The sequence below is a fragment of the Ochrobactrum sp. BTU1 genome, from assembly GCA_018798825.1.
Taxonomy (GTDB): Bacteria; Pseudomonadota; Alphaproteobacteria; order Rhizobiales; family Rhizobiaceae; genus Brucella.
The window spans coordinates 574523-592987 of record CP076354.1; the positions used below are offsets into that span (position 1 = coordinate 574523).

Sequence of the window (18465 nt, forward strand, 5' to 3'; positions counted from 1 at the left end):
GTTTGTTTTTACGTATTATCCGACGCGAAACCGCTTCGCACTTTTGCTGGAAATGCTATTAAAACGAGAACTCCCGCCGGATGAAAATCCGGCGGGAGTTCCAATTTTCTTGCATTTATTGATAAGCCGTCAGGCTTTTCCAACGGCCTTCAACGCAAAAGCATAAGTGTAGGCAACTTCTTCCAGTCGGGAGAAGCGACCCGAGGCACCGGCATGTCCGGCATCCATATTGATGCGGAAAAGAACCGGATTATTGTCTGTTTTAAGCTCACGCAGTTTCGCAACCCACTTGGCAGGTTCCCAATAGGTCACACGCGGGTCGGTCAGACCAGCCACTGCCAGAATGCGCGGATAGGCTTGCGCGCTGACATTATCGTAAGGCGAATAGGCTGCGATGTTGCGATAATCGGTTTCCGAGGTGATCGGATTGCCCCATTCCGGCCATTCAGGCGGCGTCAGCGGCAAGGTATCATCAAGCATGGTGTTGAGCACATCCACGAACGGAACTTCCGCAATAATGCCACCAAAGGCTTCCGGTGCCATATTGGCGATAGCGCCCATCAGCATGCCGCCTGCCGAGCCGCCATGGGCGACAATGCGATCATGGCTGGTGAAACCATGCGTGACGAGGTGTTTTGCTGCCGCGATGAAGTCCGTAAACGTGTTGGTCTTCTTTTCGCGCTTGCCGTTTTCGTACCAGGCAAAACCCTTGTCCTTGCCGCCACGAATATGCGCGATGGCATAGATGAAGCCGCGATCCACGAGCGACAGACGCGAGGTGCTGAAGCTTGCCGGGATGGTGATGCCGTACGAACCATAGCCATAAAGCAGGCAAGGGGCAGAGCCGTCGAGCTTTGTATCCTTATGATAGATCAGCGAAACGGGCACCAGTTCGCCATCCATTGCCGGAGCGAGAACGCGCCGTGTGATGTAATCAGCAATATTATGGCCTGATGGAACTTCCTGCGTTTTGAGCAGTGCGCGTTCACGCGTGCGCATGTTGTAATCAAACAGCTGCTCAGGCGTGGTCATTGAAGAATAGGAGAAACGAATAACATCCGTATCGTATTCCGCGCTGCCATGCAGGCCGAGCGAATAGGCTTCTTCGTCGAATGCGATGGCGTGCTGCTCGCCGGTTTCGCGATCACGGATAACGATGCGCGGCAGGCCATTATCACGTTCCATCCAGACCAGATGCCGCTTATAGGCGGAATGCGACAGGATCAGGCGTCCCGGCACTTCCGGAACCAGCTCTTCCCAGTTTTCAGGCTGCGGTGCCGCTGCCGGTGCGCGCATGATCTTGAAGTCTTTGGCCCCATCAACATTAGTCAGAATGAAGAACTCATCGCCACCGGGCGCGATATCGTATTCAACGCCTGTTTTACGAGCCATGATCAGCTGTGGTTTTGCAGACGGATCATTTGCAGGCAACAACCAGCATTCCGAAGTCTCGTGATCATGAATATCGATGAAGATGAAGTCATCGAGTGCCGAGCCACCAACGCCTAGGAAGAAACCAGCATCCTTTTCTTCAAAGATCAGCTTGTCCTGCGTCTGTGCTGTGCCGATCTTGTGGTAGAAAACCTTGGATGGTCGGTGATTTTCATCCAGCAAAGTATAGAAGAAACCTTTGCTGTCAGCATCCCAGCTGCCACCGCCATTGGTATCTGTCAGAATATCTTCGAGATCCGACATGCTGTCGAGGTCACGTACCTTGAGCTTGTAGAACTCTGATCCCTTGTCATCATACCCCCAGATCAAACGATTGTGATCGGGTGAATGATCGGCAGATGCGAGGCGGAAATAGGCTTTGTCTTTCGCTTCCTTGTCGCCGTCGAGCAGAATGGTTTCATCACCGCCATCACGCGGGGTGCGAATGAAGTAAGGCTGCTCGCCGCCGGTCCGGAACGACATGCCGTAAGCATAGGGGCCATCCTTTGAAGGAATGGATGAATCGTCTTCCTTGATGCGACCGCGCATCTCAGCAAAAAGCTGCTTCTGCAGTGCATCTGTGTCCTGCATCAAAGTGGTCTGGTAGGCATTTTCCGCCTCCAGATGCTCGCGGATTTCAGACGCCAGAACCGACGGGTCTTTGAACACTTCCTGCCAGTTGTCAGCGCGGAGCCAGGCATAATCATCAGTTCGGGTGATGCCGTGGCGCGTGTCGCTCGCGGGGTGCTTTGGTGCTTTTGGTGGCTGAGGAAAATTGGTGTCGTGTGGCATGTAAAATCCAGTAAAAAGCAAATGAAATCAGTCCGAACCGTTGTGCCGGTCCGGACTGTGAAGCACAGGAATTAATCCTGATCGAAGATCAGTGCATTGCCGTTCATGCAATAGCGCAGGCCGGTTGGCGGAGGGCCGTCCGGGAAAACGTGACCCAGATGTGCATCGCAATCCGAGCAACGAATTTCCGTGCGGTTCATACCGTAGGAGTGATCTTCAAATGCTGAGACGGCATCTGGTTCGATCGGCTGAAAGAAGCTCGGCCAGCCAGTGCCGGACTCGTATTTCGCTTCCGACTTGTAGAGTGGACGGTCGCAGCAAACACAACGATAGGTGCCGTGTAAGGAGCTGTCGAAGTTCGGGCTTGAAAAAGCGCGTTCCGTACCGTGCTGTCGGGTGATCTGATACTGGATCGGCGTAAGCTGTTCGCGCCATTCCGCATCGGTCTTCACAACCTTCAATGGGCGGGTTTGATCGGTAGAGCTAGACATATATATCTCCTCTCTTGAGCGAAGCCGTATGGATTTGAATGCGGCACAGTGCAAACGGACATAAACTCTTCAATATATTGTTGAATTGCTTGTGCGCTTAGATGCCTGCATGTGCTCTGCGTTTCGTAGCGATTATATAGTTCGTGGATAAGCCAAATGCGAGCTGATCTGAATGAAATATATTTTAATTATGCCTTTTTGCTGCCCGACTCCCTGTTCATGGTCGCAATCAATAAATTGTGTTTGTAGTGGCGTGGGTAAATAGACTTGGCAGAAAAAAACTATTGCTTATGTGTGAGCTACAAATTAATGAAGCTGCGGAAAAGAGATGCAAATCCCCCCATCTTTAAGAATATATGGCTGAGCTGAAAATAGCGTCAAACGCGTTTGGCTACAGCATAATTCCTTAAACTTGAATCAGTTTAAGGTAAAGTTATGCTGTAAATATAGATTGTTAGAGCGACCTTTGTGTGCCCAAGAGGGCGTACGGCGCTCTAGTTTGAACGGTAATTGGTTTTTTGTGTTTAAGTACATTGTATTTGCACAACCAAGAAGAAATCAATTCCGTTAATGTAAAGTGGTTTGACAATTCTATTGCAAATGGCACTATTCATTGGTATTCGCATCGCGAAATGAGTTGGGCAGGGCATAAGAATTCGCGTAGACGGCAATCGGTTTTGAGAGTCGCAGTCTGCTTGATAAAAAGCAAAGACAAAAAAAGGAAATACAATGGAAAACCCTGAAATTTACGACGAAAGCGCAGAGCTGCTTCTCAGCCTTACTGCTGATGTTGTTGCTGCTTACGTCGGAAACAACTCCATTCGTGCGAGCGAACTGCCTCTCCTGATTTCGGAAGTGCATTCTGCTTTCAAGCGTCACGTTGAGCGTGAAGAAGCTCCGGTCGTTGTTGAAAAGCCGAAGCCAGCCGTCAATCCAAAGAAGTCGGTTACTGACGATTACATCATCTGCCTGGAAGATGGTAAGAAGTTCAAGTCGCTGAAGCGTCACCTGATGACTCATTACAGCATGACGCCAGAACAGTACCGTGAAAAGTGGGATCTCGATCCTAATTACCCAATGGTTGCTCCAAATTATGCTGCAGCACGTTCGCGTCTTGCAAAGAAAATGGGTCTGGGCCGCAAGCCTAAGGACGCATAATTATAGCATCTCCAGCAAGAGTGCGAAGCGGTTTTGCGTTGGACAATGCATAAAACCAAACAGTTACAGTGGTTCCAACGATTCAGTCTGAACTGGAGCCGCTGTAATCAAATCTTGGTATCCGAAGCTTGTGTTTCGATACTGACATGCGATTTGTTTGATGATGGCTCGGAATACATGAGGTAACCTTCATGCTCTCCGGGCCATTATTCATTTGAATTTATAGCATCGACTTTTGCTTTGCTTTTATCCCGCATAGCCGGTCCAAAGCCTGTTTTAATGCAATATGTCGATTAAGATCATAGCTCCAGTGTCCGCGCACACCACGAAGACGTTCGCGTTCGATAGGCGGTTTAGGCGGCCTTTTGCCTGCCGCTGCTCCTCAGCTGGGGCGCGGAGAAGCTTATCCATATCAATCCCAGCTATGATTTGCAGCGCTGCGCGTTGTATCGCGCTCATGCGCTCTTCTTTGCGCGCGTTCAAAAAGGTTTGGGTTGCTTCTCTTAGGGCTAATTCCATTATCATACTCCTCGTCGGCTTAATTTGGTGCCGAAAGGATCGCGCATTTCGCGCTTTGATGGATAAATTCCTATTATTTATAATTTTGTTAGACGCGGTATCAATTTTCTGTTGTAAAAAACTTATCCACGCTTGCAAACTCCTCACTATAAGAAGATATTCCTATTACGGTGAGGAAAGATGAATGTCTTTGGAACTAACAGATATCATCCATACCCGGGCTGAAGCTCTTGAGGCTTTGAAGGTGATTGCGGCGCGACACGGTCGAGCCCTCAGGATAGATAATTCTGGTCGTGCGTTGGGTCGCAGGCGCCAGGAAAAAAGCGTGGAACTCTGTGACGCGTTGATCGATTTGTTGTCGGCACATTTTTCTGTAAGCGGCGCTGAACTGCGCCCACCGCTAAGATGCAGAAGAGAAGTAGCACAGGTCAGACAGATCGGAATGTATTTGGCGCACACATCGTTTGGAATGGTGATGAGCGAGGTTGCATGTGGGTTTTCGAGAGACAGGAGCACCGTTGTTTATGCGTGTCATCTTGTTGAAGACAGACGTGATGACGAAGATTTCGATGCAGTGGTTTCCACACTTGAAAAGGTTGTGAATTCAGGGTTCTCGGCTTGGAGGATGGCAGCATGAGCGTGGCGTTATCAGCTTCTGAAACAAGATTGGTCCGCTTTTTAAAGCAGGGCGGCTGCGAAATGCAGGATTCCGTTCGCGAAACGCATGTATTGCTGGTTGGCGAGCAGGGAACCATTGCCGCAACGCGTATCGAGATCAGCGAAATGCAGAAGCGCGGCGTCATCATCTGTGATGGCCAGCGCCTGGCTCTCTCTGGGCCAATCCGCAAGGTCGCTGCAAAATGTGCCAAACCCGCAAAGACAGCGCGGGTCAGTCAGACAATTGAAACGGAGCAGGGGGAGACTGTTGAAATTAATCCAGCCGAATCTCCGCTCGCAAAGCTTTATCGCCTTAGAAGTGCCGATGGTTGCAGCTTCATTTCTGAGGACGAGTTTCGGGCAGGCGAGCGCCTAAGAGCTGATTTCACGCGCGGTTCTTTAATGCCTTCGATTTCTGCGCGATGGGATGCAAGTGTGGGCAATTCGGGTCGTTCCGGTCCCGGCGGGATGGCCGAGCTGACTGATATTGCACTGGCGAGCAGAATCCGTGTGGAGCGTGCGCTGGAAGCGGTTGGCCCCGAACTTAGCGGGGTCCTGATTGATATCTGTTGCTTCCTGAAGGGATTGGAAACAGTCGAGCGTGAGCGTCAATGGCCGGTGCGTTCAGGAAAGATGTTGCTAAAAATGGGGCTGGCAATGCTGAATAGGCACTATAATCCGCCGCGCGCAGTCGAACATAGGTCGCCGACAGTCCTGCATTGGGGTGCGGACGATTATCGTCCGACTGCTCGTCCCAGCCAGGGTTGAGTGGGGGTGCTCATTTTGACCGCATTGACCCTTTGAAGACTTTGAACAACAAAGCATTAGCAGCGGGGGTGAAAATGCAAAGCAATCGGCAAAGTCTTGAACGAGTTCTTGCAGAGCTTGAAGCTCGAGCGAAAACCGAACGTGTCTTCGGTAAGATTTATGCCGAAACCGCGCGTAATGAAGCCGATGCCGCTGATCAGCGCATCAAAGAAGGACGTTCCCGCGGACCTCTGGACGGTCGGATTGTATCGATCAAGGATCTATTCGATGTAACTGGCGAGCCAACGCTCGCTGGTTCCATCGTGCGTAAAATTGGATCGCCTGCCACCAATGATGCCCTCATTGTGCAACGTTTGAGGGATGCGGGCGCGATCATTGTCGGTAAAACGCATATGACGGAATTCGCCTTTACTGCAGTCGGATTAAACCCCCATTACGGCGTGCCAGCCAATGCAGTGGACCCAACGCGCGTTCCTGGTGGTTCATCGTCGGGGGCGGCAGTTTCGGTTGCAGAAGGTACGAGCGAAATCGCCATAGGTTCAGATACTGGCGGCTCTGTGCGAATCCCTGCCGCTTTGAATGGCGTAGTTGGCTTCAAACCAACCGCTAAACGCATTCCGCTGGATGGCGCATTTCCACTGGCCCCCTCACTTGATTCTATCGGGCCTCTGGCGCGGACGGTTGCGGATTGCATTCTGACGGACGCGATAATGGCTGGCGAAGCGTCTGTTCTGCCTGATGCTGCAGATTTGAGCACGCTAACGGTTGGTTTGCCGGAAGGCGTGCTCTTGGCTGATATGGAGCCGGAAGTAGCGGAAGCTTTTGGTGAGGCGTTAAACGCTCTCAAAAATGCGGGCGTGAGGATCGTCTCGCTTGAGGTCAACGATCTTATCTTAGAGCTGCGCAAAGCAGCACGGATTGGTTCGATTGCCGGTATTGAAGCAAGCCATGTTCATGCTGACACCTGGCTCAAAGACCCGGATGCAAATGTTGATCATCGGGTGAAGTACACGCTTGCGGAACGCTTGAATGTCTCAGATCAGGCATATGAAGAGCTGATGCAGACGCGGAAAAATCTGGTTCAGGAAATGGACCGGCGATTGGGTGGCATGGATTTCTTCGTAACCCCCACGACGCCAATTGTTGCGCCGACGATTGCGTCTGTCAGCGAAGATCCCGTTGAATATGACCGTGTTGAAGGATTGCTGCTGCGTAACACGCAGATCGCCAATCAATTCGACCTTTGCAGCATCACTCTGCCGATGCCGGTTAAAGGAATGCCAGCAGGATTCATGCTGACAGCCCGAAACGGTGCCGACAAGTTGTTGTTTGCTGCAGCTCTTGCCGTCGAAAAATTGCTAGAGCGTCTCCCGAAAAGCGGGAACCGGTTTTCGGAATAAGATGCGCCTAAAAACAACCAGATAAAGCATTTCCAATGATTCAATCTGAACAGGAAATGCTTTAGGCTGAGACTTTCAATGCTGCCGCATCGCGGCGGATGCGCGCGACCATGGAGCGAAGACCATTTGAACGCTGTGGCGTAAGATGCTCATCAAGTCCGAGCTTCTTCAGCACCTCTTCCGGATCGGAAGCGACGATTTCAGACGCTTTACGACCGGAATAGAATGCAAGCACAATAGCAACGAGACCGCGGACGATATGAGCGTCAGAATCGCCGAGAAATTCGACAACCGGATCATTGCCTTCATGTGGAATAGTCTTCAGCCACACCTGGCTGACGCAGCCTTGAACCTTATGCGCCGCGTCACGGGCATCATCTGGATAGGCTGGCAATTCCTTACCAAGATCAATCACATAGCGATAGCGATCTTCCCAATCGTCGAGAAATTCGAAGTCGGAGATTATGCTGTCGATTGTGGTCGTCATGATATTTGCTCAGATTTGATCCCGGATATGCCGTCTATATAGGGATAAATGTGACAAAGGTCACGGAAAAGCATCACTTGCGTGCGGGAATTGCACCTGTGGAAGAATGATCAAGTGCGCGCAGTGCTTCAGCGCGTGGCGTAGGGATCGGAATGGCATGGAGTAAGCTTTTCGTGGGCTGCTCCGTCGTTGTGTCCTGCGTTACAGTAACTGGCGACGCAGTCTTCGGCTTTGTACCGAAGCGATCGCTTAAATATTCAAGTACCCCGCCGCTGCGTTCCAGCACACCGCTCGCGGCGCTGGAAAGAACAGACGCGCCGTTTTCACATAAAGCAGGGTTGTTTACGCAAAGCTTGCCCAGTTCCAGGGCCGTTTTGCCATTATTGAGCAATTGGTCAATCGAATCCGGCTCCGCTTTGGTTTGAACCGGAGCGCTGTTCTTCGTCGATGTGTTTTCCTGATCCGCAGGAAAGAAGTGCGGCATCACCATGAATGCCAGCGACAGCCAGATTGCGGATTTGATGAGAAAACGGATCATTAGCTCAAAAATGTTGATCGGAAGCTTCGGGGCTATTCTCTACGGAATTTGAAAAGATTCCGTAACTGACGGATTCGACGCATTCATGACATGAAACAAATGCCGAGAGCCGAAGGCCTTGATGTCACTTGTCTACCTTCTGTTTACCATAGTGAAAAAACCCGGCCTCTGAACCCTCAGATTTTGGCTCAATGGACGCAACACGGTTCAGTTTTATCGTTTCTTTAAAGCCTCACCTGCAATTCTACTGTCGACGGGCTGATCCCTGATGGTGAAGCCAAACGAGTATTGAGTGAGTAAGGCAAGTTGAACGCCATTCTTTTGAACGCAGCACAGATCGTAGGCACGCAGGTGCAGGCGCTCGCGCGTTTTCACGAACGTTTCTGTCAGCGCTGGACTGAGCAATCAGACGCGTCTGCGATTCGCGTCGTCGGCTCATTCATGCTTTTCCCGGTTCTCTTGTTTGCTGCGGTACTCGCATCCGGCGTGGTGACTGATATTGCAGCCATAGCCGTTCTCGCGGCGAGCCTTGCAGGCGTTGCCATGATTTTTTGTGCTCTGAGCCTGATGGGCTTGAGTGCCGCAGTCCTTGGCGGTCTGAATTTTGCCGCCTATGGCGCAGGGCTGGTTTCAATTGCCGCCTTCGCGAATACCGGCAATGTCACGCTTTGGCTTATGGCTGCAGCTTTGCCGTTGGAAGCATGGTTCGTGAGCCGCAAGCCTATGGCAACACTTGGCGGCGCAGTTGTTGCGGCTTCCGTACTAAGTGCGTTTGGGTTGATCGGCGGCGCCACCGTTACTGGTGTATCATCGGTCTCATTGCTTGTTTTGATGCTTTACATGGCGAGCCTCGTTGCGCGCAGCTTCATGATCCGAAGCGCGATAACAGCGGCGCCACAGACTTTGAACAAGCCTGTCGTTGCTGAAGGCGATGTGCAGCTTTCGATGGATGCTGAAGGTATTGTATCGGAAATTGATGCGAAGTCTGCCGCTGTTCTGGGCGTCGAACCCAAGATGCTGGAAGGCACGGCACTGATTGATCGCGTTCATGTGGCTGATCGCGTGCAATATTTGTCGCTTCTCGCAGACCTGCGTTCGTCGCGCACTGCCCGCGCAGCAGATATTCGTCTGCGCACACTGGAAAACGGTAGCCCGGTCTTTCTGTCATTCCGCATGGATGGTGCGGCAATGAATGGCGTGATCACGCTGATCGGACGTTCGCTTGAAGGTGAGCAGAAGCTCATTGAGGAAATCAATGCGCTGAAGGCGCAGCTTGAAGCGGAACGCATCGGCAAAGGTCGATTGCTCGCAACTGTCAGCCACGAGCTGCGTACGCCGCTCAATTCGATCATCGGCTTCTCCGATATGCTGTCGCATGAAATGGGATGCCAGCTGCAGAATGAAAAGCAGCGTGAATATGCCGGTCTCATTCACAAGTCGGGTCACTATCTGCTCGAGCTGGTCAATTCGGTCCTTGATAATTCAAGGCTGGAAACCGGCACGTATCGGATCGAACCGAAGAGCTTCAGCTTCCGTGATGCTGCTGAACTGTGTGCAGCAGTTATGCTGCCGCTCGCTGAAAAGAAGGGTCTTGCCTTCTGTCATCGTGTGAACGCGACAACCGGGGAGGTCGTTGCTGACCGCCGCGCAGTCCAGCAGATTTTGCTTAATCTTGCTGCCAATGCGGTGAAGTTTACCGAGACTGGCGGCTGCGTCACCATCGACGCTACCCGCGTCATGATTGATGGACGTCCACAGTTGGAAATCATCGTTGCCGATACAGGTATCGGTATTGAACCGGAAGATATGCAGCGCATTGGATCGCCTTTCGTGCGAGCTGACAATAATTATACGCGCGCGCAAGAGGGAAGTGGACTTGGCCTTTCAGTGGTCAAGGGGCTGGTCGAGCTTCATCAGGGCTCGATGACCATTAAGAGCTGTGTGGGTGAGGGAACGGTCGTAACTGTTCTTCTGCCAGTCGCAGGCCCGCAAAAACTGCTTGAGCAGGATTCTTTGGGAGAAGAAGATCAACAGAAGCTTGGCACGGTGATTGATATCCACCGTCACCAGGGAGAACGGATTAATGAGTGGCAGAAAGACGAAAACCGGGACCAAGGCCCAGAGCGGATCGATGCGCAAACCCGCAAAACGGCATAGTCTCGGTCGCCGCCTCCTTCAGTTCTTTTTCAATTCTGCTTCTAAGCTGGCGATAGCTGCTGGCGAATTCATTGTGCGCAACCCCGTGCTAACCGGTGGTGCGACGGCCTTTGCTGTGGTGATGGGCTTTGTTTCAGCCAATGCGCTTTGGTACCAGCCAGAAGCGCACAATGCCGTCTTCTTCAAAACCCGTGCGGACTTTGTGTTCAAGGCAACGCCGCGTGCGGTTCTGCCGGGCACGGCTGCTGCCAACAAATCTGAGGAAACAGCACCTACCCAAACGGCAAATGCGGAAACACCCGCAACGGCTGAGACGAAGCCAGATCAGCAACCGACGGAAACTGCGGACCTGTCTCCTGATCGGCTGCAAACGACCGGCTCGATTGATGAAATGCTGCCCGCCCTTGCGCCAAATGCCGATATTGAAATTGCTCGACTGCAGCAGAGATTGCTGACGCTCGGCATCTATAAAGGTGCTGTCGACGGATTTACCGGTCCGCAAACACGCGAAGCAATTGAGCGTTGGCAGGCACTTCAAAAGAAGGTAGGCGTTCCGGCACAAAGTGGCGCGGTGCAGACGGCGAATGAAGATGATGTCGCTAAGGTGATTGATCTAGCGGTGCCGTCCCCAAGGCCTGAACCGGCAGTTTTGAAAATCGACGCATCAGCAAAACGTGCGCCTGACCTTGCATCGCTGGAAAGCAAGCCGAGGCAGGAAAAGAAGCAGCTGGCTGCAGAACCTGCCGTACAACAGCAGGCAAAGATTTCCTCGCAGGATATCGTGCGGGTGCAGGCAGGCCTCAAAGCCTTCGGCAACGAAATGGTGAGCGTTGATGGTGTTCCGGGTAAATCCACGCAGGACGCGATTCGCGAGTTCCAGAAGCTGTTCAATCTTCGTGTCACCGGCGAAGTGGATGCCGCACTGATTTCTAAGATGCGTGAGATCGGTCTCATCAGTTGATGCAGGGTAAACTATGCGTCTGACATCGGATTTCTGGGTTTCGGCACTCATACGCAAAGTTCAGGGCGAGGGCGGCTTTGCGTATCTCGCCCGCCGCGGTTCTAAAGAAGCCGGTGCAATTTTCATCAAGGTAAGTTCGCGCTTTGGCACATGTGACCTTTATTCACCGGCGCCGCAAACGTCCTATGAGGAAAACACAGACGGAGAGCGCATGTTTCTGCGCATTCTTCATGATGTCGATGACGTTAAAGCATCAGAACGCATGGATCGAGAGGTCAGATTTGATCCCGATCTTTGGCTTATAGAGCTGGAAGATATTGCCGATCCTGAGGGCTTTTTCTCAGTCTCGAAAGACGAGCTATAAGGTTGAACGCTTCGTTGCGGACTCGTCATCCGTAGCCGTTACCATCTCGCGCAACTTGCTGCGAAGCAGTTTGGACATGTCATCTGCCTTCCATCGGCGCACGAGCATGACAGCCTTTTCCTGATCAATTGAACGATAAATCTGAATGAATTCGCGCAGGCCTTCGCGATCAGCGGCCACCGGCCCAAGCACGGCAGACATGACCATGAAACATTCAGAAGCAGACAAGCCAAGCGCACGCAAGGCGATAGGTAAATGTGAGGCGGGCCACTGACCGATAATGTGATCGGCACGCTCAAAAGATACGTCGAGAGAATCAGCCAATGCCGTGCGGAAAATCTGGTCGTCGATCAGAAGGGCTGTATCGATGAGATGTTCCGGGCTGGATAAGGCACCAGAGTTGAAAAACGATGGCTGATGCGGCAGCTCGCCTTCTGATCTTTCGGCCTCATTGATGGTAGGCTGGATTTCAGTCTTATCGGTTCCGAGCCCAGCAAGGTTTTCCTGTAAGGCCAACAGCCTATCAATAACCGGATCGGTGAAGCTGCGTAACATGCCCTTCAACAACGCATCGTCGGATTGTCTGCGGGCAATGGCGCGGGCATGAGCAAGGCCGTTCTTGCCGATGATATCGACGAGATCCTCTGACCGTAACACAGGTGAACGCAAAAGAATCGGTGCGGAGATTTCGACAGGTGCGCTTGCGAGCGACAATACGAGGCGTCGTGGCGCGTCTTCAATCTGTGCCAGCGCAGAAGCCGCTTGCCGCTTGCCGCGCATAGTTGCGCGTTCAAGCAGCGGAAATGCAAGATCTTCAAGTTGGTGGGCATCATGCCGTCCGGGGCGTGTGATTGAGGCAAACGCAGCTATAGCAGCGCCGAGAAGGTCATCTGCTTTGCTCCCATCAGCTCTCAAATTTGATTGGTTCCGATTGCCTGAAATCTCTTCCAGGACGCGGAACTGATCGTTTGTCACGCAAGGTACTCCGGTAGGCTAATACTATTAACGCGGCCTGCCGCATGTCGGCAGACTGGATAATAGGCATGAAGCCTTAGCAACTCATTAACCGTGAGCAGGAAAGCGTCTGTTTTGCAGGTAGTTAACGACAGCATCTCTCCCGAAAGTGGGGAGCGGTTTAGGGATAAAGACAAGCTTAAAAACCAAAGCTTACAGCGTTTCGCCTAAATCTGATGGAGCGCGATATGCTTTAAAGCGCCGTGCGCCCTCGTGGGCACAAAGGCGGCTCTAGCACTCTATATTTACGGCATAATTTTACCTTAAACTGATTCAAGTTCAAGGAATGGTGCCCTATAACATTTCTAGCAAAAGTGCGAAGCGGTTTTGCGTCGGATAATGCGTAAAAACAAATAGTTACAGCGGTTCCAACGATTCTTTCTTAACTGGAACTGCTGTAGCTCGCTTCATACGGCGCACAGCTCGCTTGCGTGAAGAAGTTTTGCACTTGTTGACGCCAGCTTGCATCGGGAATGAAACTCCGCAGAACCACTGCGGCTTCGCTTACATCCTGCTCAATAATGATCGAGCGTCCATCATTCTGCACGCCTTCAGAGCGAAGAGCAGCGATGCCGATCGGGTCAGCGATAATGAGATCAAGCTGTTTGTCGGCCGATACATTGTCGTTGAGGCTATAAAGATTGTCACCATTGGGAGCATAGACAGATAGTGACCAGAAGGGCGTGGCGCCTTTCGTCGTGATGTGGACCGGCCCTTCCGACAAATCAAACCGACAGGCAGCCTGCTCCATCAGCGGGTCCTGATCACTTATCAACCCTGATTTTTCTGATAGAAGGTGGAAGCGGTAGGTATCACCTAAAGCTTCCAGATGCGACCATGCATTCTTGCTTGAATAAAGCGGGACAAGCAGCAGGACAGCAATATGAACGATTGCAGCACCGATCAGGCCAAGAAGCAGTAAACGCAGGACTTTAGCCACGACATGCCTCCAGATTTGCGACCGGTACAATACGGGGCATGACGAGATCGACGAGGCCGGAAGAGCTTGCAGCCGGCGTGTCGTAAAGCGTCATCACCAGAACGAAGCTGCCGCTACCTTCAACAGGAAGCCAATTGTCCGGGCTTGCATTCGCACCAACCGTAACCTGCACGCGCCCGTCATTGTCATAGAGCATCTCACGCGAATGCAGCGCTGTCTGAAGACCTTCGCGAGGAACAATAGGCTCCAGATTGGTGTTGGCTGGATAAAGCGTCCAGAACCGCGTTGATGGTGTAAGGCCGGTCAAACGATAACTGCACCCACGACGCAGCTCCCTGCCATTGCTGTCACGGCGCGCATAGAAGGGGAGGCCTTCTGCTGTGCCGATAGCGAGGTAGGCTTTGCGGGCAGCACGCGCTTTTGAATAAGGATCGGCGTCGGTCGTGCCGGAAGCCGGGTAAGCACTCCATGCACCCAACTGCAATTCACCAAACCCATCGAAATTGTCGAGGGTGTAATCTGTTACCCAGATGCCCCCACCAAGCGAGATGACCAGAACCACCAGAACTTTAAGAATAGTCTTCAGCATAAGGCGCTCAGAGTACCGATACTTTCGAGCGCCCGGCAAGTGCAGGCACAGGTGGCGCGTTGCGAATCTTGTCGTTGAGTTCCTTGAGCGCCTTCGTGGCGACAGGTGACAGAACGCGCGGTGGTGCCGACATCATCTCTTCCGGCTTTCCGGTTGCAGCAACCTTTGGCTCAGCCGTCTTGGCCGGTGCAGGGAAGGCGGGGGTGATGCCTGGAATTGGCCTTAGCTCGATATTCTGATGGGCATAATTCATCATTCGCTGCCAGGCCATGGCAGGCAGCACACCGCCGGTCAGATCCTTCATCGGCGTGAAATTATCATTGCCGAACCAGACCGCGGCGGTGAAATTGCCGGTAAATCCTACAAACCAGGCGTCACGATAATTCTGTGTCGTGCCGGTCTTTCCGCCAACGCGCGTCATTGGAAGTGCTGCCCGGCGGGCTGTGCCGCGTTCAGGCACCTGCACCAGCATCGAATTCATTTCGAAAGCCGCTTTCTCGGACAATGCCCGATGTGGTTTGGGCGCATCGCGAGAGAAGTCCCAGAGAACTTTGCCTTCCGAAGAGACGATCTGCGTGAAGGCATGACGATTGCCAGCCATGCCACCATTCGGGAAGACATTGAAGCCTGTCGCCTGATCCATCACGGTCATTTCGGACGTACCAAGCACCATGGTCTTGTGTGAGGAAATGGGTGATTCCACACCCATTGCCTTGGTGAGCGCCACAATCGGCGCGGTCGTCAGATGATCGCGCGCCAGCCGAACCGGCACGGAATTCAACGAGCGCACGAGCGCGGTTGTCAGGTCCACGCGACCGGCAAAGCTGCGGCCATAATTGCGTGGTGACCAATTGCCCCAGCTGATTGACGCGTCGGAAACGATGGTGTTCGGCGTCATGCCTTTCTCCATCGCAGCTGCATAAACATATGGCTTGAAGGATGATCCAGCCTGCCGCAGCGCCTTTGTTGCACGGTTAAACTGACTTTCGCCGTAGTCGCGTCCGCCGACTAGCGCACGCACCGAGCCGTCATTGGCGATGACGACTGTTGCAGCTTCGGAAACCTTATAATCCTTACCGTACTGGCGCAGATGGAATTCGAGCGATTCTTCTGCTGCCTTCTGGATATTACGGTCGAGCGTAGTCCGCACCGTCAAGGTGTGTTGCGGCACGTTGCCCGCGATTTTCTTCACCTCTTCAAAGGCCCAGTCGAGGAAATAGTCCGGACTTTCATTTTTGGCGCGGTCGATGACGCTGGCCGGGTTGCGGCGTGCAACTGCCACCTGTCCGTCGCTCATGAAACCGCTTTCCACCATGTTCGAAAGAACGACATTTGCGCGAGCGCGGGCGGCAGGAAGATTGACATGAGGCGCGAACTTCGCTGGCGCTTTGAACAGACCTGCCAGCATGGCAGCTTCGGCGAGACTTACATCCTTGATGTTTTTACCAAAGTAAAACTCGGATGCGGCTGCGATGCCGAAGGTGCCGCCGCCCATATAGGCGCGGTCGAGATAAAGCTGGAGTATCTCTTTCTTGCTCAGATTGCTTTCAAGCCAGATTGCAAGGAAAGCCTCCTTGATCTTGCGTTCGATCGTGCGCTCATTGGAAAGAAACAGATTTTTGGCAAGCTGCTGTGTGAGAGTAGAGCCGCCTTGAACCACACCATTCGCGCGCAGGTTCTGGCTCAGCGCACGGCTCAACCCCCAGAAATCAATGCCGTAATGATCGAAAAAGCGACGGTCTTCGGTGCCAAGCACAGCTTTGAGGACGTGGTCTGGCAATTCATCAATCGGCACAGCCTGCCGGTGCAGGATGCCGCGCTGGCCGATTTCGTTACCGTAACGGTCGAGGAATGTGACGGCATAATCATCCTGCGCGCGCCAGTCCTTCTTGGTTTCCTCAAAGGCAGGCAGCGCGAGCGCGAGCATGACGACAGAGCCGATCACGCCCAGCGTAAAACCTTCATCGAGAACCTCGACGACGAGACGACGGAACCCGCGCACCCGGAAACGCCGGGAGAAAATAGTGATGTTTTCCCACCATTCACGGGCATAAAAACGCAGATTGTAGAGGCCGGAGTCAATCCAGGCGTCAAGACCGATGAGCCGCGAAACCCGGAAGGGCTTGCGCTTTTTCTTGTCAGTATCTTCATCGGCCGTTTTACGCATGAACTCTACTTTATAGCCGTTAAAGTTGTGAGACGAGCGAAACCTACCCGTCAATCATATCAGATTAATAAGCTATAACTCACGTAAATTAGTAAACAGATATCATAAAAAGATCAGGAAAATAATCATTGATAGGAAAATAGTCCTTGACGGCGTAACGGTCATTTGCTAGCTATTAGATACAGTCAGAAAAGTGTGACTGGTGCCGAAGAAGCCTCGATACCCCCGGCTTTTATCGGCAATGCAAACCCCCGGAAGCGTCATGCTTTCGGGGTTTTGCATGAAAAGGGGAGTTTGACGGATAAGGCCGTTGAAAACGCGAAAAATTGACGAGTGCCGCGAGGCAAGAGTCAGGCTGGCTTTTTGCCTGCAAATGAAACACGACGTTGCCGTCACCGAAATCGCAAAGGTGATGGGATGTTCCGAGAGGCAATATCTTCACTGGTTGAAGCGCTTTGGTCTGAATGAGCAGGTGCAAATCAAATCGTCCAGCACCGAAAATGCTCTGCAACGATTGCGGACTGAGCTCAACAAACTGATCGATGGGGAGGAGCTGCCAGACAAAAACAAGGCAGAAGCCCTCATGGCTCTGGCGAAAGCCGTGAAGACGGTTGGTGAGCTTGCAGTTGAGACGGGGGCGTCGGAAGTGGACGGTGGTGCTTTGGCACCAAGCCTTCATGAAGCCAGACAGGCTCTGGCTCGCATAGACAGGAGAATCGACGAACTTGCAAAAAGGCGCGCGCAGGAAATCTTGGGGCGCGGACTTGACGCGAAATCAGATCATGACAGCGGAAAGCGAATGGCTGCTCAAGGCGCGTGATGCGCAATTGCCGCCGCCCGCTGGTTGGCGAACCTGGCTTATTCTGGGTGGTCGCGGCTCTGGCAAAACGCGTGCTGGTGCTGAATGGGTGTCTGGCATGGCACTGGGCTTGGCACCTTTTGCAGCAAAGGCTTGTGGGCACATCGCGCTGGTCGGTGAAACTTTTGCCGATGCGCGCGAGGTGATGGTGGATGGTCCTTCCGGCATATTGTCGGTCTCCCGGCTTTCGCGACCGCGATATGAAGCAACGCGTAAGCGACTTCTGTGGGACAATGGTGCGGTGGCATCGCTTTATTCATCCGAAGATCCGGATGGTTTACGCGGACCGCAATTTGATGCTGCATGGTGTGATGAGCTGGCGAAATGGAAGAACCCGCAAGCCACATGGGACATGTTGCAATTTGGCCTGCGTCTGGGCGATTTCCCGCGTCAGGTTGTGACGACGACACCGAGGCCCGTGCCTTTGTTGAAGGCATTGATCAGCGATGCTTCAGTTTCGATGACGCATATGCGGACATCTGAAAACGCAGCCAATCTGGCGAATGGTTTCATTGAGACGATTAACCAGCGATATGCCGGAACGAGGCTTGGACGGCAGGAACTCGATGGCGATTTGATTGAAGAACGCGCAGGCGCCTTGTGGTCGCGCGAGCGGATAGAACAGTGCTTTGAGGTTCAGGCACCGGAACTTATCCGCATTCTGGTGGCGATCGACCCTCCTGCTTCTTCGGGTAAGTCGTCCGATGCCTGCGGAATTGTTGTTGCAGGTATCGATGAAAATGGTTTTGCGCATGTGCTTGCCGATGAAACCATGAACATCGCCAAGCCACATCAATGGGCGCGGCGGGCGATTGCGCTTTATCATTCCTTTGAAGCGGATGCGGTTCTGGCTGAGGTTAATCAGGGTGGCGAAATGGTTGCAGCCGTGCTTGCGGCGGAAGATGCGACGGTGCCGGTTCTGATGCGGCGTGCCTCGCGCGGCAAGTGGCTGCGCGCCGAGCCGGTGGCAGCCCTTTATGAACAGGGGCGTGTTCGCCATACCGGGCGTTTCGCAGCACTTGAAGACGAAATGTGTGACTTTGCGCCGGAAGGGCTCTCGAACGGACGCTCGCCGGATCGCCTCGATGCACTCGTTTGGGCACTGACCGAACTCATGCTGGGTGGCGAACGAAAGCCACGTATCCGGCGCTTCGGGTAAAATTTAACTTTATT

The 18465-nt window shown here is 52.8% G+C and carries 17 protein-coding genes and 1 pseudogene; 9 read left to right on the forward strand and 9 right to left on the reverse strand.

All coding sequences use genetic code 11. The features are described 5' to 3' along the window. Nucleotides 1-129: 129 nt before the first annotated feature. The gene (locus tag KMS41_02725; GenBank protein ID QWK78179.1) at nucleotides 130-2223 is read right to left on the reverse strand and encodes a S9 family peptidase; all 2094 of its coding nucleotides are present in this window, start codon (nucleotides 2221-2223) and stop codon (nucleotides 130-132) included. Between the two features lie 71 nt (nucleotides 2224-2294). Beyond that, nucleotides 2295-2714 carry a peptide-methionine (R)-S-oxide reductase MsrB gene (gene msrB, locus KMS41_02730; GenBank protein QWK78180.1) on the reverse strand — a complete coding sequence of 140 codons (420 nt, stop codon included), beginning with the start codon at nucleotides 2712-2714 and terminating at the stop codon, nucleotides 2295-2297. A gap of 729 nt (nucleotides 2715-3443) precedes the next feature. Between msrB and KMS41_02735 the strand changes: the two genes are divergently transcribed. Then, complete coding sequence (locus tag KMS41_02735) at nucleotides 3444-3872, forward strand: MucR family transcriptional regulator (GenBank protein QWK78181.1); 429 nt, start codon at nucleotides 3444-3446, stop codon at nucleotides 3870-3872. A 220-nt stretch (nucleotides 3873-4092) separates the two neighbouring features. On the opposite strand, the pseudogene KMS41_02740 reads toward KMS41_02735, so the two are convergent. Next, a pseudogene (locus tag KMS41_02740) lies at nucleotides 4093-4391 on the reverse strand (cytoplasmic protein). A 190-nt stretch (nucleotides 4392-4581) separates the two neighbouring features. On the opposite strand from KMS41_02740, the gene KMS41_02745 reads away from it, so the two are divergent. From KMS41_02745 to KMS41_02755, 3 genes are all read left to right on the forward strand, one after another. Then, nucleotides 4582-5028 (forward strand): hypothetical protein, encoded by a 447-nt coding sequence (locus KMS41_02745; GenBank protein QWK78750.1) that lies wholly within the window; start codon nucleotides 4582-4584, stop codon nucleotides 5026-5028. After that, nucleotides 5025-5816 (forward strand): hypothetical protein, encoded by a 792-nt coding sequence (locus tag KMS41_02750; protein QWK78182.1) that lies wholly within the window; start codon nucleotides 5025-5027, stop codon nucleotides 5814-5816. The genes KMS41_02745 and KMS41_02750 overlap by 4 nt, the downstream gene beginning before the upstream one ends. Before the next feature lie 74 nt (nucleotides 5817-5890). Further along, nucleotides 5891-7216, forward strand: a complete 1326-nt coding sequence (locus KMS41_02755) for an amidase (GenBank protein ID QWK78183.1) — start codon at nucleotides 5891-5893, stop codon at nucleotides 7214-7216. A gap of 61 nt (nucleotides 7217-7277) precedes the next feature. On the opposite strand, the gene KMS41_02760 is transcribed toward KMS41_02755, so the two are convergent. Then, nucleotides 7278-7703 carry a SufE family protein gene (locus KMS41_02760; protein QWK78184.1) on the reverse strand — a complete coding sequence of 142 codons (426 nt, stop codon included), beginning with the start codon at nucleotides 7701-7703 and terminating at the stop codon, nucleotides 7278-7280. Between the two features lie 73 nt (nucleotides 7704-7776). After that, nucleotides 7777-8241, reverse strand: a complete 465-nt coding sequence (locus KMS41_02765; GenBank protein ID QWK78185.1) for a hypothetical protein — start codon at nucleotides 8239-8241, stop codon at nucleotides 7777-7779. Nucleotides 8242-8547: 306 nt separating this feature from the next. Between KMS41_02765 and KMS41_02770 the strand changes: the two genes are divergently transcribed. From KMS41_02770 to KMS41_02780, 3 genes are read left to right on the forward strand one after another with little or no spacing between them, the layout of a single operon-like run. Next, nucleotides 8548-10398, forward strand: a complete 1851-nt coding sequence (locus tag KMS41_02770) for a sensor histidine kinase (GenBank protein ID QWK78186.1) — start codon at nucleotides 8548-8550, stop codon at nucleotides 10396-10398. Further along, the gene (locus tag KMS41_02775; protein QWK78187.1) at nucleotides 10373-11359 is read left to right on the forward strand and encodes a peptidoglycan-binding protein; all 987 of its coding nucleotides are present in this window, start codon (nucleotides 10373-10375) and stop codon (nucleotides 11357-11359) included. Before KMS41_02770 ends, KMS41_02775 begins: the two co-directional genes overlap by 26 nt. A gap of 13 nt (nucleotides 11360-11372) precedes the next feature. Beyond that, nucleotides 11373-11723: a DUF1491 family protein gene (locus KMS41_02780; GenBank protein ID QWK78188.1), complete on the forward strand. Its 351-nt coding sequence runs from the start codon at nucleotides 11373-11375 to the stop codon at nucleotides 11721-11723. Here KMS41_02780 and KMS41_02785 read toward each other — a convergent pair. The 4 genes from KMS41_02785 to KMS41_02800 all read right to left on the reverse strand — a co-directional run bounded on the left by KMS41_02785 (nucleotide 11718) and on the right by KMS41_02800 (nucleotide 16433). Next, on the reverse strand, nucleotides 11718-12698 hold the full coding sequence (locus tag KMS41_02785; GenBank protein QWK78189.1) for a DUF2336 domain-containing protein: 981 nt from the start codon (nucleotides 12696-12698) through the stop codon (nucleotides 11718-11720). The two genes, KMS41_02780 and KMS41_02785, sit on opposite strands and share 6 nt — an antisense overlap. Nucleotides 12699-13119: 421 nt before the next feature. Next, nucleotides 13120-13677 carry a hypothetical protein gene (locus KMS41_02790; GenBank protein QWK78190.1) on the reverse strand — a complete coding sequence of 186 codons (558 nt, stop codon included), beginning with the start codon at nucleotides 13675-13677 and terminating at the stop codon, nucleotides 13120-13122. Continuing rightward, entirely contained in the window at nucleotides 13670-14266 is a 597-nt protein-coding gene (locus KMS41_02795) for a DUF1214 domain-containing protein (protein QWK78191.1), read from the reverse strand. Before KMS41_02795 ends, KMS41_02790 begins: the two co-directional genes overlap by 8 nt. Nucleotides 14267-14273: 7 nt before the next feature. Next, nucleotides 14274-16433: a penicillin-binding protein 1A gene (locus KMS41_02800; GenBank protein QWK78192.1), complete on the reverse strand. Its 2160-nt coding sequence runs from the start codon at nucleotides 16431-16433 to the stop codon at nucleotides 14274-14276. Between the two features lie 310 nt (nucleotides 16434-16743). Here KMS41_02800 and KMS41_02805 point away from each other — a divergent pair, with 310 nt between their 5' ends. Together KMS41_02805 and KMS41_02810 are read left to right on the forward strand one after the other, a co-directional pair. Beyond that, complete coding sequence (locus KMS41_02805) at nucleotides 16744-17253, forward strand: hypothetical protein (protein ID QWK78193.1); 510 nt, start codon at nucleotides 16744-16746, stop codon at nucleotides 17251-17253. Continuing rightward, nucleotides 17216-18451, forward strand: a complete 1236-nt coding sequence (locus KMS41_02810; protein QWK78194.1) for a terminase family protein — start codon at nucleotides 17216-17218, stop codon at nucleotides 18449-18451. Before KMS41_02805 ends, KMS41_02810 begins: the two co-directional genes overlap by 38 nt. Nucleotides 18452-18465: the final 14 nt, after the last annotated feature.

Coding starts and splice junctions, on each gene's coding strand:
- KMS41_02725 (QWK78179.1), bottom strand. CDS start 2,223: ATGCCACACGACACCAATTTTCCTCAGCCACCAAAAGCACCAAAGCAC.
- msrB (QWK78180.1), bottom strand. CDS start 2,714: ATGTCTAGCTCTACCGATCAAACCCGCCCATTGAAGGTTGTGAAGACC.
- KMS41_02735 (QWK78181.1), top strand. CDS start 3,444: ATGGAAAACCCTGAAATTTACGACGAAAGCGCAGAGCTGCTTCTCAGC.
- KMS41_02750 (QWK78182.1), top strand. CDS start 5,025: ATGAGCGTGGCGTTATCAGCTTCTGAAACAAGATTGGTCCGCTTTTTA.
- KMS41_02755 (QWK78183.1), top strand. CDS start 5,891: ATGCAAAGCAATCGGCAAAGTCTTGAACGAGTTCTTGCAGAGCTTGAA.
- KMS41_02760 (QWK78184.1), bottom strand. CDS start 7,703: ATGACGACCACAATCGACAGCATAATCTCCGACTTCGAATTTCTCGAC.
- KMS41_02765 (QWK78185.1), bottom strand. CDS start 8,241: ATGATCCGTTTTCTCATCAAATCCGCAATCTGGCTGTCGCTGGCATTC.
- KMS41_02775 (QWK78187.1), top strand. CDS start 10,373: ATGCGCAAACCCGCAAAACGGCATAGTCTCGGTCGCCGCCTCCTTCAG.
- KMS41_02780 (QWK78188.1), top strand. CDS start 11,373: ATGCGTCTGACATCGGATTTCTGGGTTTCGGCACTCATACGCAAAGTT.
- KMS41_02795 (QWK78191.1), bottom strand. CDS start 14,266: ATGCTGAAGACTATTCTTAAAGTTCTGGTGGTTCTGGTCATCTCGCTT.
- KMS41_02800 (QWK78192.1), bottom strand. CDS start 16,433: ATGCGTAAAACGGCCGATGAAGATACTGACAAGAAAAAGCGCAAGCCC.
- KMS41_02810 (QWK78194.1), top strand. CDS start 17,216: ATGACAGCGGAAAGCGAATGGCTGCTCAAGGCGCGTGATGCGCAATTG.